A 21,210-nucleotide genomic window follows, 5' to 3' on the forward strand; every position below is an offset into this window, starting at 1 on the left:
GAGCGCTCGGCTCTAACTGCGGGACGCGTATTCTACACATCCGTGCCGCTGAATCAAGTGATTTTTAGCAGCTTTTTTTCGGTGATTCGCGAAGCGAAACGCTTTCTCGAACCCCGGCAAGTTCGTTTCCGATCTTGCTTGAAGTGGCGCGCATTATAGCGACCTCTCCGTGCTTGGCAAGCTCTTTTTTGAAGAAATTTTCTGAGGAAAATCAATCGCTTGGAGTTGCCTCTCGCCACCGCCCCAGGCAGCGAGGGCGCGAACTATACGGATTACTGTGCTTCTGTGCAAGACTTTTTTCAGTAATTGCACAGCCCTCTTATTTTGAGGGGAGTATTGAGGCCGCATCCGACCTCCCGACGATCACTTTCCGTGTTAGTTCGCACTCCCGCTACTCAATGTTAGAGTCGGCCAGCAGAATTCCAAAAGAGATATCAATAAAGACTAGTGCTGATCTTTGTAATCCGCCTTTACCTTGTCATCCTCTACCGCATCAGTTTCCGAGCTGCGGTGGAAATGATTCCAAAGCCACATAGCCGGACCCGAAAGCGTATATAGAACAGCCAGGGTTAAGAGCACACCTGCCGGATCAATCGCTATTAAGCTAAAGACCAATATAACCGCAAGCATCATTACGAAGGGCACGCGACCTTTAAAGTCGAGCCCTTTGAAACTGGAGTAGCGGAAATTCGATACCATCAGGAGACCGGAAACCGCAGTAACCAGTGCCGCCACTATAGCCAAGCCTGGTCCTACTTCAGCATTGTGGCCTGCCCACACCATGCTCGCGACGATCGCAGCAGCTGTTGGGCTCGCCAATCCAATAAAGACCCCTTTATCAACGGTATCTACCTGTGTATTGAAACGCGCAAGCCTCAATGCCGCACAAGCTGCATATAAAAATGCTATAGCCCAACCAAATTTACCCAGGTTTCCCAGCGCCCAACTGAAAACGACCAAGGCAGGAGCCAGGCCGAATGAAACCATGTCTGAAAGCGAGTCATATTGAACACCAAAGGCACTTTGGGTATCTGTCAGGCGAGCGACGCGCCCATCCAATCCATCCAGTACCATCGCGACAAAAATCGCTATCGCAGCCGATTCAAAATGCCCACTCATACCTGCGACAATGGCATAAAAGCCGCTAAACAGTGCGCCTGTTGTCACAAGATTGGGCAGCAGATAGATACCTCGTGCGCGCACTCTTTTACCACTGGAAGAAACCTCTTCCTCAACATGCTCATCGACAGGCAAACGAATTTCCTCAGTAGCCTCACTACTTGAGTCTATGGGCTGTTTTTCGCCCCCTTGACCGCTCATATACTCTCCATTGATGCATTGTGCAGTCAGCGAGTTTAACGCCAATTTACCGCCCGAGCCCAGAGCAAAAAAAAACGGCAGGGTCGCCCCTGCCGTTTTTGCCAACCTTAAGTCAGCTATTACCTTCGGTGCGATCAATAATTTTATTCGCTTTGATCCACGGCATCATGGCGCGGAGTTTTGCCCCCACTTGCTCAATCTCGTGTTCGCTGCCAATGCGACGCTCAGCTTTCAGGCGCGGCTGCCCCGCCAGGGACTCGAGCATAAAGTCTTTGGCAAACTTACCGGTTTGAATATCTTTAAGAACCCGTTTCATTTCTGCCTTGGTTTCTTCCGTAACAATACGCGGGCCTGTTACGTAGTCACCATACTCTGCGGTATTGGAGATAGAGTAGCGCATATCGGCAATGCCCCCCTGGTACATCAGGTCGACAATCAGCTTCAATTCATGCAGACATTCAAAATACGCCATTTCCGGAGCATAGCCAGCTTCTACCAAAGTCTCAAAACCAGCCGTTACAAGCGCGGAGACACCCCCACACAAGACAGCCTGCTCACCGAAGAGATCTGTTTCAGTCTCTTCGCGGAAATTGGTTTCAATAATACCTGAGCGGCCACCACCATTAGCTGAGGCATAAGACAGCGCCAAGTCTTTTGCTTTACCTGTCGCATCCTGATAAACCGCAATCAAGGTAGGGACACCGCCTCCCTCAAGGTAGGTCGATCGAACGGTATGGCCGGGCCCCTTGGGAGCAACCATAATGACATCGACATCCGCTGGTGGCTCAATCAATTCAAAGTGCACATTAAAACCATGCGCGAAAGCCAGTGCTACACCAGACTTTAAATTTGGAGCAACTTGCTCTTTGTAAATATTCGCCTGATATTCATCCGGAGCGAGAATCATAACCACGTCGGCATCTTTCACCGCATCGACAACTTCAGCTACCTTCAAGCCCGCGCCTTCAGCCTTTTTCCAGGAAGCAGACCCCTCGCGCAACCCAACAACAACATTCGCTACACCAGAGTCTTTCAGGTTATTGGCATGGGCATGACCTTGAGATCCATAACCAATAATGGCTACTGTTTTTCCCTGAATTAAAGAAAGGTCACAATCTTTGTCGTAATAAACTTGCATCGCTCAATTCCTGCTTTTTGCTCTATACACTTAATACTTTTTCACCGCGGGCAATCCCGGAAACTCCGGATCGCACCACTTCCATAATTGTGTGCTCCCCCAGCGCCTGGAGGAACGCATCGAGTTTTTCGCCAGTTCCTGCCACCTGTACCGTGTACATACTGCTGGTGACATCGACGATCTGCCCGCGAAAAATATCGACACTGCGCTTCACCTCATCGCGCTGGGCACCATTGGCTCGCACTTTCACCAATAGCAGCTCCCGCTCGATATGAGAGCCTTCAGTGAGGTCCACCAATTTCACAACATCAATAAGCTTGTTTAGGTTCTTGGTAATTTGCTCAATCTTGTGATCGTCACCAATCGTCACCAAAGTGAGACGCGATAAAGTCGCATCCTCAGTAGGCGCCACGGTGAGGCTTTCAATGTTGTAGCCACGCTGGGAAAATAAGCCAACAACACGGGACAATGCCCCAGGTTCATTCTCCATCAGAACCGAAATTATTCTACGCATCGCCCTACCCTTTAAGTTCTCTCAGTTTTGCTCAGCCACATGTCACGCATGGAGCCATTTGGTAGCACTTGCATGGGATAGACATGCTCAGATGGGTCGACGTACACGTCGATAAATACAGTGCGATCCTTAATTGCAAAAGCTTCTTGCAACTTGTTGTGTAGGTCTTCACGACGCTCCACTTTCACCCCGACGTGACCGTATGCCTCGGCGAGTTTCACAAAGTCAGGCAGCGATTCCTCGTAAACACTATTGGAAAGCCTTCCTTCATATTGCATCTCCTGCCACTGCTTCACCATCCCGAGAGCCTGGTTGTTAAGGCAGAGGATTTTTACTGGCAGATGATATTGGGTAGCCGTAGAAAGCTCCTGAATACACATCTGGATACTTCCCTCGCCGGTTACGCACACAACCTCTTTATCCGGGTGGGCTATTTTCACTCCCAAGGCTGCCGGTAAGCCGAAACCCATAGTCCCCAACCCACCGGAGTTAATCCAGCGGCGCGGCTTATCAAACAGGTAATATTGCGCAGCAAACATCTGGTGTTGCCCTACATCGGATGTAACAAAAGCATCACCCTCAGTAATGTCATATACCGCCTTGATCACATCCTGCGGCATTATCAGAGCACCATTAGTCTGATAACGAGGAGCCGTGTAGAGTCCGTGACGCTCACGCCAATCATCAATTTGGCGCCACCAGTCAACTATCGCGGAATAATCCGGCTGCTCATCACTGGCTTTCAACGCTTCGAGCATCTCTCGAAGGACAGCCTGGACCGTGCCAACAATCGGGATATCGGCAACAATCGTTTTAGAGATCGAAGCCGGATCTACGTCGATATGAATAATTTTGGCACCCGGGCAGAATTTGCCTGGAGTATTAGTCACCCGGTCATCAAAGCGTGCACCTACAGCCAGGATAACGTCGGCGTGATGCATGGCTGTATTTGCCTCGAAAGTGCCGTGCATACCGAGCATTCCCAAGAAACGCCTGTCACTACCGGGAAATGCTCCGAGCCCCATCAAGGTATTAGTCACCGGGTAGTTCAACTTTCTAGCCAGCTCGGTGAGAAGCTCGGCGCCGCCCCCCTGTACCACTCCCCCGCCGGAATAAATCACCGGGCGGCGAGCTGACAGCAACATAGCAATAGCTTTGCGAATCTGGCCGCTATGCCCCTTGCCGGCTGGGGTATAGGAGCGCATCCGCAATTTTTCAGGATAGTGGTAGGGGAACCTCTCCGCCGGGTTGGTTACATCCTTTGGAACATCGATCACTACGGGACCGGGACGGCCAGTATTGGCGATAAAAAATGCCTTTTTGACGATCGTAGGAATATCTTCAGCATTTTTAACCAAAAAGCTGTGCTTCACGATCGGCCGCGAGCAACCGACCATGTCTGTTTCCTGAAATGCATCCTCACCGATCTTATCCCTGGGTACCTGGCCGGATATCACCACCATAGGGATAGAATCCATATAGGCCGTTGCGATGCCAGTAATCGCATTCGTAGCGCCGGGACCAGACGTCACCAGTACCACACCCGCCTTACCAGTAGACCGCGCATAGCCATCGGCAGCATGGGTCGCACCCTGCTCGTGGCGCACGAGAATATGCTTAATCGACTTCTGCCGAAAAATAGCATCATAGATATGTAACGCTGAGCCGCCCGGGTATCCAAAAATCAGATCCACCCCTTCATCCTGCAGCGCGCGAACCAACATATCGCCGCCGGAAAGTAATTCCACTTGAGTCTCCTCAATTTTCCTGTTTTATAGGATAGCCATCACCGAAAACGTATAAAACGCCTACCAGCAAGAATGCCAGGCAGCAATTATAGGGGAAAATGGTGACAAATATCAGCCTGTTGCGTGTTTAGCTGCCGATTTTTAGGATGAACTGATCGCGCATAAACACCCAACCCCAAGTAAATCTACAAAGGTTCACTGCGGGGTTAGCAGGCCTCCAGGGGTGGGGAGGGCCACTCAGTGGAATTTCGATGGAGGGTGTTCCATCAGGGTTAGACTCAAAACCACGGGTGTGCGGTGAGATCTAGTCACTGAGTAAACCCCCGATTTTGCCAATTGAGCCCTAGCTGTCAATAGGTGTCCGCGAAAGTGTTAAGACAGTTACAGGAAAACCCGCCAGTATCGGTACAATAAGGGGACGGAAGGAACATCAACACAAGGGGTAAGCACCATGCGCATCTTACTGGCGCTATTGATTGCAGTAACAGCTACGACCGCTCAAGCCGACGGCATCTATAAATGGGTAGATGAAAATGGTGTTGTCCACTTCGGTGAGCAACCTCCAGGAGGCACCCAAGTGGACGTGATCAAAAAGCCCAAGTCAGAGCGCTATAAGAAATGGGAGGCTGAACAGGAGGCTGCCAAACCCCGAAAACCATCAATGCCAACCGCAGCAAAGCAACCTGAAAAGCAACTCGATGTACGTCAGCAAGAACAGGAAAAAGCAGCGCAAATGCAAGCCGCTCTTCGCGCTAAGCGCTGTGAGTCAGCACGAAAGTCTCTGAGTTCCTTGACCGCTCATTCTCGTATTCGCGCAGTCGACCAAAATGGAAATTATAGAAGCCTGGGTGAGGATGAGCGGCAGCAACGTATATCAACCGCTCAACAACGTATCCGAGATAACTGCTAAAGCCCCCCCTATTCTCCCTACATTTCCTGGTAGGGAGTATCAGTAAATTGATCCAGGCTATAGCGTTCAGTGTAATAGCCTGGTTCAAAAGCACTATCCCTGGCCATAGGTACCGTCACCCTGGCAATACTCAATTGTTTCACCAGGTAGGGGCCGTCCTGCCCGGCATCGCGAATCAAGAGCCCATAAAACTCTAGGGGAATCCAGTGCCGCCCCGCCGTTAACTCAAGAGCATTTTGCGTTGTGCCTATCGGGGATTGCTCATCGTTATATAGGGAGCCCTGAAAATAGTAGCGCCCCTCTCTGCTGATATCGACTTCCGCCTCAATTAATAAATTGCCATCGGCGGTAACAGAATCCCGCAGCGATCCTGTATAGCTTCCCGTATCCTCAGAAAGGGTGAATGCTGCCGCATCTCGGAGACCATCAATATCCGTATCCACAATGACCTTAAAAATGCCCGCTTCCAGCACCTGGCTATTAAAGGAGCCCGCCTCCATCAATACTTCGTAGACTAAGTCTCCATCCGAATCACTAAAAGCCAAGGTACCCACGACTTGTTGGTCTTCGTAAACCAACAGCGCAGTCAGGTCAGCACTGACCCGATCTCCATCACTATCGGCCTGATAGGCAAAAACCCGAATAGTATCCCCACGCAAATAAAACTTTTCATCTGTCCATATAGTCAGAGAATCCCCTTCCTCACTGTGAGTGGTTCTTTCATCCACCGCAAATGTCTGAGTAATCGGGTCCTGTTCAGGAGTTTTAATTGCTCGGTTTTCTGGCGGATAGCGATGAAAGCGGGCCAGATCCGAGAGAAGGGATTCGTGTAACTCAGTCTTGTTGGGCAGGGACTGAATTCCCTTCCATAGTTTTACAGACTGATCCTCTTCCTCTTGCTCCAGTTCCGCCGGCTTAACGTTATCAGGCTTGCGGCTTCGGATAGATTGCTCTTCAGCTTTTGCTTTAGCTACAACAACGGGCGTCGCCTCTTCACCACCAGTTAGGGCCCAGTAACCCACCAGTCCAGTAACTACGGCCAGTACACCCCAGCCTGCCAGCCGGGCCTTTGAGCGATCTTTGCTTGATGTAGACATCAATACCTCCGAAGCCTTTTATTTTTTTAGTTAATTCGTGCAGGCTGAGATTCTACCCGCGCTGTTCTTTCCTGAACCACAGTCCAGTCCATCGGGAATAGAATCATAATCGGGGGATAGAATGCCACCGTTACGCTGCGCATCATGATCTGTATAGATACTGGCCAAATTGTAAGATCGAGCAGTGCCTTTACTGTCGTTGTCACAAGAAAAAATCGCGCTGCCGTATGCTACTCCAAACAGGGTTTCATATTCTTTGAGATTTGACCACAGATTGCGCTTGGCAGATCCGGAACAGTTCATTTGCGAAGCCAAATTAATGTAACCGTCATCCTCACCATTCAGCAGCATGGAGGTAGCACTTTCCACACCTGGGAAGCCCGCATAACCCCCAATGGTGTACACCGGCGCACCGAGATTAGTCCCCACATAATTTCTCACAGTGTAAACATCATTAGTCTGCATATAGCGAACCGCCGAACACTCCCGCCCAAGAAATAGTGCGTTGACCAAATCGTCATACCAGCTTCCATTACATATCCGATCAACGCCTTCAGTTCCGGTAATTGCTCCCCCTGTGGTGAATATTGCAGCAACACCGCTGATAGCCGCATCAAAATCAACGCTCACTGCATAGCTTTCGTTAAGCCCTGCAACTCGAACTTCTTCTTCAACCGTTTTACAGGATTTACTGCCATACCAAGTCGTGGAACATTTTTTTACTTCTTGAATTTCTGTATTGCTATCGAACTGGTTGTAGGCGCGATTGTAGTATGGGGACCCTTCAACAGCGTTACCCGCGATATACATCATTTGGGCGGCACCCTGGCTGTGGGAAATAATCCAGAAAGTGTCCTCTGCTGAGCACTGGTTTTCGTGTTCAAACCGATCTCCCTGGCCAGAGCGGATCTCTATAATTTGACGAGCAATTTCACCCGCAGTCTCATCATGCCAGTAGGGAAATTCACCTTCATCAGTTGAGTTATAACCGACAACGCCGTAATTGCCGCCATCAACTAACAATTGCTCAATAAAATCACTGCTAGAATATTCGTCGAAAACCGCCTCACTCCAATAGTCCAGTGCTGGCTGCACTAAACTCCCATCATTACTTTCACTTGTAGTGTGTCCTTCGACTCCGTGTCCATGAACCAGGATATAGCAGTTTTCCGCTACCGCTGATGAAGCTCCAATTATCGCCGAGAAAAAAATAGACAGGCTTGTACCCAGCCTTTTAGACAGTGCCATTGTTATTTTCCTTTATTGTTTTAGTAAGTGGTAACTCTCGTGACTGAAGAGTTTTAAAAAATCTGAATAACGCAATGTACAGCAGACGACTAAAACTTATCCTTAACGCTCTATTTCGGAATAGGATTAAAGGCGCCAGAGGGGGGTCGAATCCGCCACGCGAAGCGACCAATTCGTCATATTCCTCAATTTATACTCGTGCTTTGAGGCGCCTTTGCTATGATGCCGGCAACGCCACCCGGACGGCAGTAAGTCATGAGAGACCAAAATAAAAATATGTCCGGCCATGCCGGCGTGCCCAAGATATTTGCGCCTTACTTTGTGGTTGCCGCCGCCAGGCTCGGCATCCCCACCGAGACGCTAATTGAACGATTGCCATTCTCATTTAGCTGGAATCCAGGAGAGAGTGAATGGCTCAATTACAGTGAATTCAATGCTCTAATTGAAAGCATACTGGCGCTATCCCCTGTTACCTCACCAGGTCTCAGCTTTAGCCGCTTCCCAATTATGCTTTGGCTTGAAGAAACTATTATCGAAGCTCAGCCCTCCTTGAGACGGCCGAGGGAGATCTTTCGCCCTGCAGAAATTGTGCTCTCACAAACTCTGGCCCCCCTCCTGCGGTTCCAGACTTACCAGGAAGCCGATGCGGAAGTACTCACACTCAACTGGCAGCAGGAACTCTTTAGTGCTCCGGTCAATCATTTTATTGCTGAAATGCTGATGAGCCGTGGAGTAGATCTATTGCGTACTCTTAACCCGAGGTTTCCCGAGGTTCGGGGATTAAAGTTACGCAGTGAAAAGCCAGAAGATGACTCTATCCACAAGAGGATTTTCCAGTGCCCAATTGAATTTTCCGCTGATGAAAATGCGATTATCCTGGGCTCCCAGATACTGGACTTCCCTATACCCAGTTACCATAAAATCATTCGCAGCCAGAGCCGAAATATTTTAAAGGCAGTTTTACACAATACTTTGACCAGCTATAACCTGGCAGCCAGTTTGCGAGCTTGGCTCGAAAAGCACTTGCTCAGTGAAGAAATTACTATCAAACAAGCCGCAGCCCACTTCCGCACCAGCGGCCGCACTTTACAGCGCAGATTGAGAGAACAGGGAGTAACATTCCAGCAGCTTAAAGACAGTGTTACGCTATCTCTGACCAAGAAACTCCTTCTCTCAACCAGTGATTCCGTAGAAAGTATTGCGGTGCAACTTCATTTTGCCGAACGAGCAGTATTTACCCGCTTCTTTAAAAAACATGAGGGAGTCACCCCTTCCGAATTCCGTCGCAGCAATGTCGACAGAGATATTTTCGAAGCGTAAATAAGTGTAAAGAAACTCAGGAGGCCGCTACAGCCTCCGCCTCAAAATTCCGCCCAAGATACATATACATCGCCGGTACAACAAATAAAGTAAATAGCGTTCCAATTGTCATACCTGTCGCCACTACCAAGCCCATTGCAAACCTTGCCCCTCCACCTGGCCCCGACGCTATTAACAATGGAACCATCGCCAAAACCAGAGATGCAGTAGTCATTAAAATCGGTCGCAAACGGATTGAAGTGGCCTGCTCAATCGCTGATCGCTTATCAAGCCCTGAGAGCTGTAACTTATTGGCAAACTCTACTATCAGAATGCCGTGTTTGGAAATAACCCCAATCAGGGTAACCAGCCCCACTTGTGTGTAAATATTGAGGGTCGTCAATCCTAGACTGACAAAAATCATCGCTCCGCAAACACTCATGGGTACTGTGACCAACATAATCAAGGGATCGCGCCAGGATTCAAATTGAGCAGCCAACACCAAATAAATCACTATCAAGGCAAAGAAAAAGGTAACCACCAAATCCGATCCTTCAGTTTTGAATTGCCTGGACTGCCCCGAGTAATCTACAGAATACTCAACTGGTAAGATTTCTTTAGCCGCATTATCCAACACCATCAATGCTTCACCCAACGTAATCCCAGGGCGTGGCACACCCGAAATAGTGACGGCATTTAATTGTTGAAATCTCTTTAGTTGCTGTGGTTCAACGGTTTCTGTGAGCCTTATCAAAGTACTCACAGGAACCAACTTGTCGTTTACCGCCCGAATATAATATTGCTCCAACTGATCAGGGGTTAGGCGGTCAACTCTCTCGACTTGAGGGATAACTTTATAACTGCGGTTATCCAGGGAAAAACGGTTAACATAAGCTCCGGATAACATCGCACCTAAGTCACGACTCAAGTCCACCATTTCCACACCCATACTGGCCGCTTTATCACGATCAATTTCTATTACAATTTTTGGTTTATCAATTTTCAGATCAGAATCTAGAAAAATAAACTTTCGACTCTCAAGGGCTCGGGTCATAATATCGCTTGCCACCGATGCCAGATTCTCCATGGGCTCTGTAGAACCGATAACAAATTCAACCGGAAGCTGCCCTCCCGCAGTTGGCAGACTTGGTGGCACCACAACGGCTATTTTTAACCCGGCTATTTGCTGTACATCACTGCTAATCAACTCCTGCATCTTTTCCGTATCGCGGTCTCTCCCTTCCCAGGGAGCCAAAACAAACCCGGCCACCGCATTATTAACACCACTACTGAAGGTGCCCGCCCCATTAAGCAGAAAAAGATTTTCAACCTCAGTAAATCTCTCAGCAATGACATTAAGTTCACCACTGTACTGTTCAACATAATCTAAAGTTGCGTAAGCATCGGCAGTAGAAATTGTAAGAACAAGCCCCCTATCCTCTGTAGGTTCAAGCTCTTGAGGGGACGTCACAAATAAGAAGTAACAACTTATCAATACAATTAAGCCGAAAACCAAAATAACTCGGCGCTCATCAAGAGAAGAATGGAGCGATTTTTCAAATCTCGTCTGAAGTCGATTAAATTGGCGTTCCAGCCAAATTTCAAACCGGGTACCTCCACCATCGCGAGGCTTTAATATTTTCGAGGCCATCATGGGAGATAAAGTAAGAGCAACCACTCCAGACAGTAATACGGCGCCAGCTAGGGAGAATGCAAACTCTATGAATAGGGTCCCGGTTAAACCACCGAGAAAACCAATCGGAATATACACTGCAATTAGCGTTGTAGTCATGGCCACTACAGGCCATGCCAACTCTCGAGCCCCTACGATCGCAGCCTCTTTTGGAGGCAAGCCCTCTTCTATATGTCGATGGACATTTTCCAAAACAATGATGGCATCATCAACAACAATTCCGATTGCCAGAACCATGCTTAGCAATGTGAGCAAGTTGATGGAAAATCCCATTAATAACATTAAAAAGAATGCACCAACAAGAGAAAGCGGTAGTGCAATTGCTGGAATCAATACGCTGCGAACTGACCCCAGAAACAAATAAATCACCAAAATTACTATAAATACTGCTTCAACAATTGTTTTGACGACTTCTTCAATGGAGTCCTGAATATATTCAGTACTGTCGTAAGGAATCTCGCCTAGCATACCCTCTGGCAACTGTGGAAAAATTTTCTGCTCTAACTCCTCGCGTACTTTTTTAATAACATCAAGGGAGTTCGCATCGGGTGCCACCTCAATAGCAATAAAAGTGGCCGATTGTCCGTTAAAAGTCACAGAGCTGTCATAGGATTCAGCTCCTAACTCTATCTCCGCCACTTCACCTAGACGAACCAACTTATCCCCATCGGCTCTAACCACTAGCTTGCGAAAATCCAATTGACGTGCAATATCTGTATCCGCACGTATTTCCAGTGCCACACGGGTTCCCTTGGTCGAACCAACTGCCGACAGAATATTATTATCCCTAAGCGCATCAGAAATATCCGCAGGTGTGACTTCCAATGCCGCCATCTCTGTCGGTTTTAACCAGACTCTCATTGCAAAGGTACTGTCCCCCAAAAGGCGAGCTCGCTGCACACCAGCTATAGTCGCCAATTTAGGTTGAACAACGCGTGTCAGATAATCCGTGATTTGATTATTAGCGAGAATATTTGAGGAAAAAGAAAGGTACATTGCAGCAGTGGTTTCTCCCTGCTGCATTTCCACACTGGAATCCTCTGATTCATCAGGCAATTCACTGCGCAGCTTATTTACCTTGGCAACGACCTGAGTTAACACTTCATTTGGATCGTAATCAAAACGTACATAAACGTTTATCGTCGAGAGACCTTGCACGCTGGTGGAGACCATGTAATCTATACCATCTGCAGTAGCAATCTCCTGCTCAAGCGGCGTAGTAATAAACCCCTGTACTAGATCTGAGTCGGCACCAACATAAACGGTGGTTACTGTAATAACTGCATTTTCAAGTTCCGGGTACTGCCTGACATTTAATTCCGTTAGCGACCTCAAACCCAATAGAAAAATAAATAGGCTGACTACGCAGGCCAACACTGGTTTTCGAATGAAAATCTCTGTGAAATTCACAACCTATAAATTCCAGGTTTAACTATTTTCCGGTGTGGGGTCCACGCTTTCTGGGGGTTGATTCTGATTATTGATAACCGCTTTCTCTCCATTGCGAAGTTTGAGTAATCCGCTGCTAGCCACTATATCCCCCACCAAAAGTCCTTGTATAATTTCAACTAGATCCCCACGTTCCTCACCAGTTTTCACAAATCGTTTAACTGCGACCATATGCTCACCATCTTTATCGGGCTCCAACACAAAAACCGCCACCCCATAGGGAGCAAAAGCCAATGCGGTTCTGGGAATAACGAGCACTTTTCGCTGTGCACTTATCTTTACGGATACCTGGGCAAACATCCCAGGACGTAAATCGTGTTGGGGGTTTTTCAGAGTAGCTTGAATCAGAAAGTTCCTACTTGCACTATCCACCTGAGGGTCAACAGCAGTAATTCTTCCTTCGTAGGTATTTTTAGGGAAAGCATCTGTTGTCAACTGAATAGCAAGCCCAGCCTTAACCAAGGCATATTTTTGTTCAGGGAGGGAAAAATCAACAAAAATAGGATCAAGTTGCTGTAGAGAAACAACAGACTCCCCCGGGCTTACATTCTGCCCAAGATCGATTTGTCGAATTCCCAGTACTCCACTAAAAGGCGCCACGATAACTCGCTGATCCACCCTGGCCCGCTGCACTTCTATATTGGCAACCACCTGGTCCAAAGTACTGCGAGCGCTATCCAAATCTGCTTCGGTTGTTACACCTCGCCCCAGCAGAGTCTTGATCCGCACGTAATTACGACGGGCCAAGCGAAGCTCTGCATCCAACACCTGCAACTGCGCCTTTTCCGGTTCAGCAAAAATTTCCGCCAATAAATCGCCCTTCCTAACATGCTGGCCCGACTTGAAGTGAATAGCGCTGATAACCCCCTGAGCTTCGGTAGTAACCTCTACACCATTAACAGCTCGAATGGTGCCTATTCCTCTCAGGTCTTCCTTCCAATATTGAAACTGGGCGGTTGCTGAAGTCACTGTGGCCGCAGGCAGGGCTAAGTTGTCTATGAACTGATTCACCATATGCCTGCCAATTAATTTATAAGCAAAAATTCCGCCGAAGAGCAAAAGGCATCCCAGCAGCATTAGCAACATACGCTTACTGATATCAGGCCCCCGTAAGGTGTCGTCAATAAAAACTATAAACTGATACTTGCAAGGGAAACTATGCGCTACGGAGGGGTGCCCCTCTACGTAAATATCCGAACAAACGGATTAGCGCACCTGTGAGTATAGATATGGAGAGAGTGAGGAATCGGTGGGAGTTTAGGGGTGCACCATATGGCACCCCCAAGTGCTTTTTTATCGGAATACGGCTTTATCGCCTTCAACATCCGCGTGGATCGTTGCTCCAGGGGAAAACTTACCGGCGAGAACATCTTGCGCCAGCGGGTTTTCCAGCCATACCTGAATAGCACGCTTTAATGGCCGTGCACCATAAACGGGATCGAACCCAACTTCTGCTAATTTATCCAGCAGACTTTCAGATACCTCTAATTTCAGGTCCCTCTCTGTCAGTCGACGGCAAAGTTGTTGCAACTGAATTTCGGCAATAGAGCGTACTTCTGCCTTATCCAGTGGATGGAAAACAACCACTTCGTCAATACGATTTATGAACTCTGGCCTGAAATGGTTCCCCACCACTTCCATCACCGCACTTTTCATCTGTCGATAACGAATTTCAGCGTCCAGGTCATCACCATTTTCAGCTGTGGCGTATTTTTGAATTAAATCTGAGCCAAGGTTTGAAGTCATTACGACAACGGTATTACGAAAGTCTACCGTGCGCCCCTGGCCGTCGGTCAGGCGGCCATCATCAAGAACCTGTAAAAGAATATTGAATACATCGGGATGCGCTTTCTCCACTTCGTCTAATAGCACAACAGAATAGGGCTTTCTCCGCACCGCTTCAGTCAGGTATCCCCCTTCTTCATAACCTACATATCCGGGGGGGGCGCCAATCAGTCGGGCCACAGAGTGCTTCTCCATAAATTCCGACATATCGATTCGCACCATGGCGTCTTCTGTGTCAAACAAGAACTGAGCCAATGCCTTGCATAATTCCGTCTTACCCACACCGGTTGGGCCGAGGAACAAGAATGAGCCATTGGGTCGGTTGGGATCAGCTAGCCCCGCCCTTGAGCGGCGTACGGCATTAGCAACCGCTTCCACCGCTTCCCCCTGTCCGATGACCCGCTTGTGCAACTCATCTTCCATTCGCAGTAGCTTTTCACGCTCACCTTCGAGCATCTTAGATACAGGAATACCCGTCCAGCGGGATACCACTTCAGCCACCTCTTCATCGGTCACCCGATTGCGCAGCAGGCGGGGTTCTTCAGAAGCTTCAGCGCTAGCGGCACTTTTAAGCTGTTGTTCAAGTTGTGGAATTACACCGTACTGTAATTCAGACATTCTATTGAGATCACCTGCACGCCGTGCAGACTCCATATCGAGCTTGGCCTGCTCCAGCTTTTCCTTGAGGTCGTGGCTGCCGGCAAGCTGTGCCTTCTCCGCCTTCCAAACCTCTTCAAGGTCGGAGTATTCCCGCTCCAGTTGTAGAATCTCTTCTTCCAGTTTCGATAGGCGTTTTTTAGTCGCCTCATCATCCGTATCCTTTTTAACCGCCTCTCGTTCAATCTTTAATTGAATTAAACGGCGCTCCAATTTATCCATGGATTCCGGTTTGGAATCGATCTCCATGCGTATCCGGCTGGCGGCTTCATCAATAAGATCAATTGCTTTATCTGGTAATTGACGGTCAGTGATATAACGTTGCGATAATTTTGTCGCGGCAATAATTGCAGAGTCGGTAATATCAACGCCATGGTGTACTTCGTAGCGTTCTTTCAATCCGCGCAGAATCGCAACCGTATCCTCTTCAGTTGGTTCATCAACCAATACTTTTTGGAAACGCCGCTCAAGCGCTGCATCTTTTTCAATATATTGCCGATACTCATCCAGAGTGGTTGCACCGACACAATGCAGTTCTCCACGGGCCAAAGCGGGCTTCAGCATGTTTCCCGCATCCATGGCCCCCTCAGCTTTACCGGCACCCACCATCGTGTGGATCTCATCGATAAAGAGAATAATGCGACCTTCCTGTTTGGATAACTCGTTGAGTACCGCTTTTAATCGCTCTTCAAATTCTCCACGAAATTTTGCGCCCGCCAACAATGCCCCCAAATCCAGGGAAAGAAGACGTTTGTCCTTTAGCCCTTCCGGCACTTCACCATTGACGATACGTTGAGCGAGCCCTTCAACAATGGCAGTTTTACCAACACCCGGCTCACCAATTAGTACAGGGTTATTCTTGGTACGCCGCTGTAAGACTTGAATCGTCCGTCGTATTTCATCATCGCGGCCGATCACCGGGTCAAGCTTGCCGGCCAGAGCCCTCTCGGTCAGGTCTAGAGTATATTTATCCAGCGCCTGGCGCGCCTCTTCCGCATTGGGGTCATCCACTTTTTCGTCGCCACGCACTTTTTGAATTGCCGCCTCTAATTGTTTAATGTCGCCGTTGGCATTTAAGATTTTGGAAATCTCTCCCGCCGCAGAGTCGAAAGCCGCCAGTAATACAGTTTCACTGGAAATAAAACTGTCACCATTTTGTTGGGCTCGCTTGTCCGTGAGATTCATTAAGCGCATTAATTCCTGGGACATCCCCACATCACCCGTGGGGGAAGTCACCCTCGGCAGGCTGTCCAATCGCTTGGCAAGGTCATTGCGCAACCCGTTTAGGTTAAATCCCGCCTGTGACAGGAATGCGGGTACGCTTCCGTTATTCTGGTTAAGCAGTGCCAGAATCAAGTGCTCGGGATAAATCTGGTTGTGGTCGCGCCCTACCGCTAGGGATTGCGCATCAGCAAATGCCGCCTGTAGCGGGTTTGTCATTCGGTCAATTCGCATGAACGAAACCTCTTTTACTCGATTTTTTCAGAAGCGCTGTAATAGTGGCACTAATTTGCCTTTTACATTCGCTATGGTACTGACAAGTAAAATAGGGGCGCAGGAAGGGTTTTCAATGATTTAAATCAATAGCGGCATTTATTCTATGCAAAGTGGTTTTGCGGCAAATCTATCTCTTATGGTTTTTACAGCTCAGTCAACACCCAGCCTTGTAATTGCCCAAGCTGCCCCAATATTATCGAATGGCTTACATAGAAAAAATATGCCATATAGAACTTCAATTCAGTCTTTATCCCGCCATATCAAAGTTGCCATACGGCCGGTTTCAGACTCTCTGCGGTAGGAAAAAAACTTCTCAGGTTCTGACATTGTGCAGAGCCCCCCACCGTACACCTCGCCAACCCCCAGCTCTGCCAACTCCGTGCGAGCCAAGGCGTAGATATCTGTTAAAAAGTGCAGTGGTTTCTTAGTGTGTGGGCGGAAACAGTTAGCGATTTTTTCTGTGTGTCGACTGCTAATTGCATTTTCAAAGAATGCCTCGAGGACATCGATTCCGGTTTCAAAGGCCTCCGGGCCAATCGCTGGACCCAACCAAACCATCAACTCCTCAGGATCACACTTCATCGCCCGTACGGTGTTGCGCAATATACCACCGGCCAATCCGCGCCACCCGGCATGGGCTGCTGCTACACGGGTACCACTCTTATCGCATAGCAAAACAGGCAAACAGTCTGCGGTTAGTACGGCACAGACAACACCTCTTTTCATACTAAAGCAGGCATCTGCGGTTCGAACTAAGGCGTCATCACTTGCCTCCACTACCTTGTCACTATGGATCTGCTCCAGCCACTGCGGTTCTGAGGGCAACTCAAGCTCCCCCCTCAACTGTTGGCGATTGGCAGTAACAGCTGACTCCTTGTCCCCCACGTGAGCCGCCAGGTTAAAAGAGGAGAAATGGCCACAACTTTGGCCCCCAGTGCGTAGCGTTGTCGCCGCCCTCACCCCTGCGGGTGCGGGCCAGTCGGGTATCAGGTAGTGGTTACTTGGCATTGAGATATCTTGCTTTGCGAAATTGTCCTTTCGAGAACCGGCGATAGGTGCCCAGGCGAATTTATAACCGGTACTTCAGGGCTCATCAGCACGCAACTGATCGAGCAGTGCTTGCATGTCAGCAGGCATTGGCGCACACCAATGCATGCCCTGTCCACTGGTGGGGTGTACTAGCGCTAGTTCAGCCGCATGCAGAGCCTGCCGGGGGAAGCTCTGGAGAGCTTCAACAAGGTCTGCCGAGGCCTCTGGAGGCAACTTTGGGCGGCCTCCGTAGAGTGGATCTCCCACGAGCGGGTGCCTAATATGGGCCATGTGTACCCGAATCTGATGAGTACGGCCGGTTTCTAGCTTGCAGCGTAAGAGCGTGTAAGCGCTGTAACGCTCCCGTACACGATAATGAGTGATCGCCTCTTTGCCGCCAAAGTCCAAAACAGCCATCTTGAGACGATTTTGACGATGCCGACCGATGGGCGCATCAACACGACCCTCAGCGGTGATATATCCTTGGACCAAAGCATCATACTGTCGACTCACCGTTCTCTGCTTTAATTGATCCACGAGATGGGTCTGAGCGGCCAAAGTCTTAGCCACAACCATCAGGCCACTGGTGTCCTTATCCAGCCGGTGAACAATACCGGCTCGGGGTATCAGCTCCTGTGCTGGATTGTGATGAAGAAGGCCATTGAGCAGAGTGCCGTCGGGGTTACCGGCAGCGGGGTGGACTACGAGGCCCGCGGGCTTATTGACCACCATCAGGCAGTCATCTTCGTACATAATATTGAGGTCGAGGTCCTGGGCAGCCCAGCTACCTTGGGGTTCCAGCTCTGCGCGAAGCTGGATAAGCTCGCCGCCAAAGAGCTTTTCCTTGGCCTTAGCTGGGGCTCCGTTTAAGGTGAGCTGACCGCCTTTGATCCACGATTGGAGGCGCGCGCGCGAAAAATCGGGAATTAATTCGGCTGCGGCCTGGTCTAAGCGTCGACCAGCCATATTGGCAGGAACTTGGATATCTAGTTTTAGGTGTTCAATCATCAATCAATTGCAAATACTTTGGGCAGCTCCGCGACTGTGGTTAAATGTCCGACGCGCCAGGTTAATACTGGTGGGTAGTTTAATAAGGTAGAGTGTAAGAATGATAGAGCGAGGGGCTATGCAGACCTGGAAAATGCTGTGGCTGGCCTTGGTGTCCGCAATATTGGTTGCCTGCGCCAACACAGATGATTCGGAAGTGGGCCTACCCACAGGTTCACGTACAGAGCAGGCATACTACGAGATGGCCCAGCGACAGCTGCGAACCAGCCAGTGGGATCTTGCCATCAGAAACCTGCGAGCCCTGGAAGACAACTTCCCATTCGGCAACTACGCGGAACAGGCTCAGCTTGAGCTGATCTATGCCTACTACCGCAACTATGAAAACGATGCTGCTATCGCCGCTGCAGACCGCTTTATCCGCCTACACCCCCAGCACCGCAATGTCGACTACGCCTACTACATGAAGGGCCTGTCCTCCTTTACTGAGGGCACAGGCCTGTTCGAGCGCTTTATGCCTACCGACTTGACCAGTCGCGACCCAGGATCGGCTCGAGAGTCATTCGCTTATTTCTCCCAGTTAATGGCCCGCTACCCTGAGAGCCGCTACGCTCCAGACGCGCAAAAGCGCATGATCCACTTGCGTAACCTGCTGGCTCGCTATGAAGTTCACGTGGCTAACTACTACTTTAAGCGCGGCGCCTACCTCGCAGCAGCCAATCGCGGCCGCTACATTGTGGAAAACTTCCAGCAGACACCCGCAATTCCCGATGCCCTGGCAGTTATGGTTCAAGGTTACCATTTGATGGAAATGCAAGATCTCGAGGCTAATGCCCTGGATGTACTGCGCAATAACTATCCAAAGCACCCCGCTTTTAACGAAGACGGCACTTTCAACTACGACTTTTACAAAGGTCCAAGCGGCCGCAGTCTAGTGCACAGGGTTACCTTGGGCCTGTTTGAAAAATCTGACCCGCGGGGCTTTGACAGCCGGGAACTGTATAATCCCGAATACAACCGGGACGAGACTCCCCTGCCTCCAGAGCTTCTGTAACTTATCACTTAAAAATAGAAACGGCGCCATTCGGCGCCGTTTCTATTTTCAGGAGAGCTAGTCACCCAGCTTCCAGCCATTGGTGATGGGATAGCGGCGATCCCTTCCAAATCCGCGTTCAGAAATACGCACCCCGATGGCTGCCTGGCGCCTCTTGTACTCATTGCGCCCCACTAACCTGACCACACGCTCTACATCCTCTCTCTGGAAGCCACGCTGAATGATTTCCTCAGCGCTGTGGTCTTGATCGACATAGAAATTGAGAATTTGATCCAGGATCTCATAAGGCGGAAGGCTGTCAGAATCCACCTGGTCCGGGGCCAGCTCCGCACTGGGTGGTCGAGTAATGACCGTTTCAGGAATCACTTCAGAAATTGTGTTGCGGTAACGGGCCAGCTCGAATACCAATACTTTGGGAACATCCTTCAGGGCATTGAATCCGCCTACCATATCCCCGTATAAGGTTGCGTAACCAACGGCCATTTCACTCTTGTTACCCGTGGTCAGGACCATCGCGCCCTTCTTATTGGAGATAGCCATCAAAAGAACGCCACGAGAGCGGGCCTGCAGGTTCTCCTCAGTGGTATCCCTCTCACTGCCAGCAAATTCTTCAGCGAGAGCGCCCATAAACGAATCAAAGATGGGCTCGATACTAATTTCCCGATAGTGAACCCCCATTCTTTCCGCCTGATCGGCCGCATCACCTTTACTCAGATCCGAGGTATAGCGAAACGGCATCATTACTGCCTCAACACGCTCTTTACCCAGCGCATCGACCGCAACTGCCAATGTAAGAGCTGAGTCGATTCCACCCGACAACCCCAGCACAACACCATTAAAACCATTTTTATTAACGTAGTCGCGCACCCCAAGTACCAGGGCTTGGTACACGGAAGCCAAATCGCCGCGAGGAGGAGCAATTTCCCCAGGGAGTACCGTCAAATCCTGTCCCTGCAAAGATATGGAAGCTGGCAACAACTGCTCTGTAAACTCCTCAGCCCTGGCACATACCTCTCCCTCAGCGTCAACAACAATTGAGCCACCGTCAAAAACCAGCTCGTCCTGACCGCCGCACCAGTTTACATAGGCAATGGGGACTCCGGCATTTCTTGCCTGCCTGGAAACCAATTCCAGCCTCTGTTGAGCCTTGCCCCGATGGAAAGGTGATGCATTGATGTTGAGAATCAACTTGGCTCCAGCATCGACTGACTGCTTGATGGGCTCTGGAAACCAAATATCCTCACAAACACTCAGCCCCACAGGAACTCCCTTGATATGCACTACACAGGGAGATTTACCCGGCTTGAAGTAACGCTTTTCATCAAAGACCTGATAGTTAGGCAGCTTTTGTTTGGCATATTCTGCGATTAACTCTCCCTCAACTATGACCCCCGCCATATTGAACATAACGCCATCGAGCAGCTTGGGGTAACCTACAACAATGGCGCAGGGCAGTTCTGCAGCTTTGAGTTGATCCAATGCCGCATCAATACGAACCTGCATACTGGGGCGCAACAACAAGTCTTCAGGAGAGTAGCCGCACAGGGTCAGTTCTGGGAAAAGTACCAAGTCTGCACCCAGTTCCTGGTACGCTCGGCGCGCAATTTCTATCACCTGCTTGGTATTCCCTGGAATATCTCCCACCAGGGAATTGATTTGTGCCAGCACTAACTGCAAAGTAGACATCGTTGAACCTCGGACAAGACAGGCCGCTATTGTAACCCCATCGGGGTAACAACAGCAGCGGCTCACCACTACAAGAATACC

Annotated in this window: 15 protein-coding genes; 3 read left to right on the forward strand and 12 right to left on the reverse strand. The window is 49.5% G+C overall.

Translation table 11 applies throughout. The annotated features are described in order from the left end of the window. Positions 1-444: 444 nt before the first annotated feature. The 4 genes from pssA to ACJJIS_RS18850 form a co-directional block, all read right to left on the reverse strand. On the reverse strand, positions 445-1,320 hold the full coding sequence (pssA, locus tag ACJJIS_RS18835) for a CDP-diacylglycerol--serine O-phosphatidyltransferase (RefSeq protein ID WP_282934338.1): 876 nt from the start codon (positions 1,318-1,320) through the stop codon (positions 445-447). 112 nt (positions 1,321-1,432) lie between these two features. Continuing rightward, positions 1,433-2,458 carry a ketol-acid reductoisomerase gene (gene ilvC / locus ACJJIS_RS18840; protein ID WP_445360556.1) on the reverse strand — a complete coding sequence of 342 codons (1,026 nt, stop codon included), beginning with the start codon at positions 2,456-2,458 and terminating at the stop codon, positions 1,433-1,435. A gap of 22 nt (positions 2,459-2,480) precedes the next feature. After that, positions 2,481-2,972: an acetolactate synthase small subunit gene (gene ilvN, locus ACJJIS_RS18845; RefSeq protein WP_282934340.1), complete on the reverse strand. Its 492-nt coding sequence runs from the start codon at positions 2,970-2,972 to the stop codon at positions 2,481-2,483. A gap of 11 nt (positions 2,973-2,983) precedes the next feature. Further along, on the reverse strand, positions 2,984-4,720 hold the full coding sequence (locus ACJJIS_RS18850) for an acetolactate synthase 3 large subunit (protein WP_445360557.1): 1,737 nt from the start codon (positions 4,718-4,720) through the stop codon (positions 2,984-2,986). A gap of 451 nt (positions 4,721-5,171) precedes the next feature. Here ACJJIS_RS18850 and ACJJIS_RS18855 point away from each other — a divergent pair, with 451 nt between their 5' ends. After that, a complete protein-coding gene (locus ACJJIS_RS18855; RefSeq protein ID WP_475708805.1) occupies positions 5,172-5,630 on the forward strand; it encodes a DUF4124 domain-containing protein in 459 nt (152 codons plus the stop codon). A gap of 17 nt (positions 5,631-5,647) precedes the next feature. Here ACJJIS_RS18855 and ACJJIS_RS18860 read toward each other — a convergent pair whose 3' ends face one another. Both ACJJIS_RS18860 and ACJJIS_RS18865 read right to left on the reverse strand, forming a co-directional pair. Further along, positions 5,648-6,727 (reverse strand): DUF4785 family immunoglobulin-like domain-containing protein, encoded by a 1,080-nt coding sequence (locus ACJJIS_RS18860; protein WP_475708806.1) that lies wholly within the window; start codon positions 6,725-6,727, stop codon positions 5,648-5,650. A 30-nt stretch (positions 6,728-6,757) separates the two neighbouring features. Continuing rightward, positions 6,758-7,975, reverse strand: a complete 1,218-nt coding sequence (locus tag ACJJIS_RS18865) for a hypothetical protein (protein WP_413664323.1) — start codon at positions 7,973-7,975, stop codon at positions 6,758-6,760. 255 nt (positions 7,976-8,230) lie between these two features. On the opposite strand from ACJJIS_RS18865, the gene ACJJIS_RS18870 reads away from it, so the two are divergent. Further along, positions 8,231-9,295 (forward strand): helix-turn-helix domain-containing protein, encoded by a 1,065-nt coding sequence (locus ACJJIS_RS18870; RefSeq protein WP_444892747.1) that lies wholly within the window; start codon positions 8,231-8,233, stop codon positions 9,293-9,295. A 16-nt stretch (positions 9,296-9,311) separates the two neighbouring features. Here ACJJIS_RS18870 and ACJJIS_RS18875 read toward each other — a convergent pair whose 3' ends face one another. The 5 genes from ACJJIS_RS18875 to rluD all read right to left on the reverse strand — a co-directional run bounded on the left by ACJJIS_RS18875 (position 9,312) and on the right by rluD (position 18,392). After that, positions 9,312-12,377 (reverse strand): efflux RND transporter permease subunit, encoded by a 3,066-nt coding sequence (locus ACJJIS_RS18875; protein WP_475708807.1) that lies wholly within the window; start codon positions 12,375-12,377, stop codon positions 9,312-9,314. An 18-nt stretch (positions 12,378-12,395) separates the two neighbouring features. Then, positions 12,396-13,502 (reverse strand): efflux RND transporter periplasmic adaptor subunit, encoded by a 1,107-nt coding sequence (locus ACJJIS_RS18880; protein WP_475708808.1) that lies wholly within the window; start codon positions 13,500-13,502, stop codon positions 12,396-12,398. Between the two features lie 207 nt (positions 13,503-13,709). Further along, positions 13,710-16,313: an ATP-dependent chaperone ClpB gene (gene clpB, locus ACJJIS_RS18885; protein WP_475708809.1), complete on the reverse strand. Its 2,604-nt coding sequence runs from the start codon at positions 16,311-16,313 to the stop codon at positions 13,710-13,712. Between the two features lie 282 nt (positions 16,314-16,595). Beyond that, a complete protein-coding gene (gene pgeF / locus ACJJIS_RS18890; RefSeq protein WP_475708810.1) occupies positions 16,596-17,363 on the reverse strand; it encodes a peptidoglycan editing factor PgeF in 768 nt (255 codons plus the stop codon). Positions 17,364-17,438: 75 nt separating this feature from the next. Continuing rightward, positions 17,439-18,392, reverse strand: a complete 954-nt coding sequence (gene rluD / locus ACJJIS_RS18895; RefSeq protein ID WP_475708811.1) for a 23S rRNA pseudouridine(1911/1915/1917) synthase RluD — start codon at positions 18,390-18,392, stop codon at positions 17,439-17,441. A gap of 100 nt (positions 18,393-18,492) precedes the next feature. Here rluD and ACJJIS_RS18900 point away from each other — a divergent pair, with 100 nt between their 5' ends. After that, positions 18,493-19,443: an outer membrane protein assembly factor BamD gene (locus ACJJIS_RS18900; RefSeq protein WP_444906458.1), complete on the forward strand. Its 951-nt coding sequence runs from the start codon at positions 18,493-18,495 to the stop codon at positions 19,441-19,443. A 57-nt stretch (positions 19,444-19,500) separates the two neighbouring features. Here the strand turns inward: ACJJIS_RS18900 and ACJJIS_RS18905 are convergent, their stop codons facing one another. Further along, positions 19,501-21,129 carry an NAD+ synthase gene (locus tag ACJJIS_RS18905; protein ID WP_475708812.1) on the reverse strand — a complete coding sequence of 543 codons (1,629 nt, stop codon included), beginning with the start codon at positions 21,127-21,129 and terminating at the stop codon, positions 19,501-19,503. Between the last annotated feature and the right edge of the window lie 81 nt (positions 21,130-21,210).

The sequence above is a fragment of the Microbulbifer maximicatervae (SeqCode) genome (assembly GCF_056231245.1).

Coding starts and splice junctions, on each gene's coding strand:
- rluD (WP_475708811.1), bottom strand. CDS start 18,392: ATGATTGAACACCTAAAACTAGATATCCAAGTTCCTGCCAATATGGCT.
- pgeF (WP_475708810.1), bottom strand. CDS start 17,363: ATGCCAAGTAACCACTACCTGATACCCGACTGGCCCGCACCCGCAGGG.
- ACJJIS_RS18865 (WP_413664323.1), bottom strand. CDS start 7,975: ATGGCACTGTCTAAAAGGCTGGGTACAAGCCTGTCTATTTTTTTCTCG.
- ACJJIS_RS18870 (WP_444892747.1), top strand. CDS start 8,231: ATGAGAGACCAAAATAAAAATATGTCCGGCCATGCCGGCGTGCCCAAG.
- ACJJIS_RS18855 (WP_475708805.1), top strand. CDS start 5,172: ATGCGCATCTTACTGGCGCTATTGATTGCAGTAACAGCTACGACCGCT.
- pssA (WP_282934338.1), bottom strand. CDS start 1,320: ATGAGCGGTCAAGGGGGCGAAAAACAGCCCATAGACTCAAGTAGTGAG.
- ACJJIS_RS18900 (WP_444906458.1), top strand. CDS start 18,493: ATGATAGAGCGAGGGGCTATGCAGACCTGGAAAATGCTGTGGCTGGCC.
- ilvC (WP_445360556.1), bottom strand. CDS start 2,458: ATGCAAGTTTATTACGACAAAGATTGTGACCTTTCTTTAATTCAGGGA.
- ACJJIS_RS18880 (WP_475708808.1), bottom strand. CDS start 13,502: ATGTTGCTAATGCTGCTGGGATGCCTTTTGCTCTTCGGCGGAATTTTT.
- clpB (WP_475708809.1), bottom strand. CDS start 16,313: ATGCGAATTGACCGAATGACAAACCCGCTACAGGCGGCATTTGCTGAT.
- ilvN (WP_282934340.1), bottom strand. CDS start 2,972: ATGCGTAGAATAATTTCGGTTCTGATGGAGAATGAACCTGGGGCATTG.
- ACJJIS_RS18905 (WP_475708812.1), bottom strand. CDS start 21,129: ATGTCTACTTTGCAGTTAGTGCTGGCACAAATCAATTCCCTGGTGGGA.
- ACJJIS_RS18860 (WP_475708806.1), bottom strand. CDS start 6,727: ATGTCTACATCAAGCAAAGATCGCTCAAAGGCCCGGCTGGCAGGCTGG.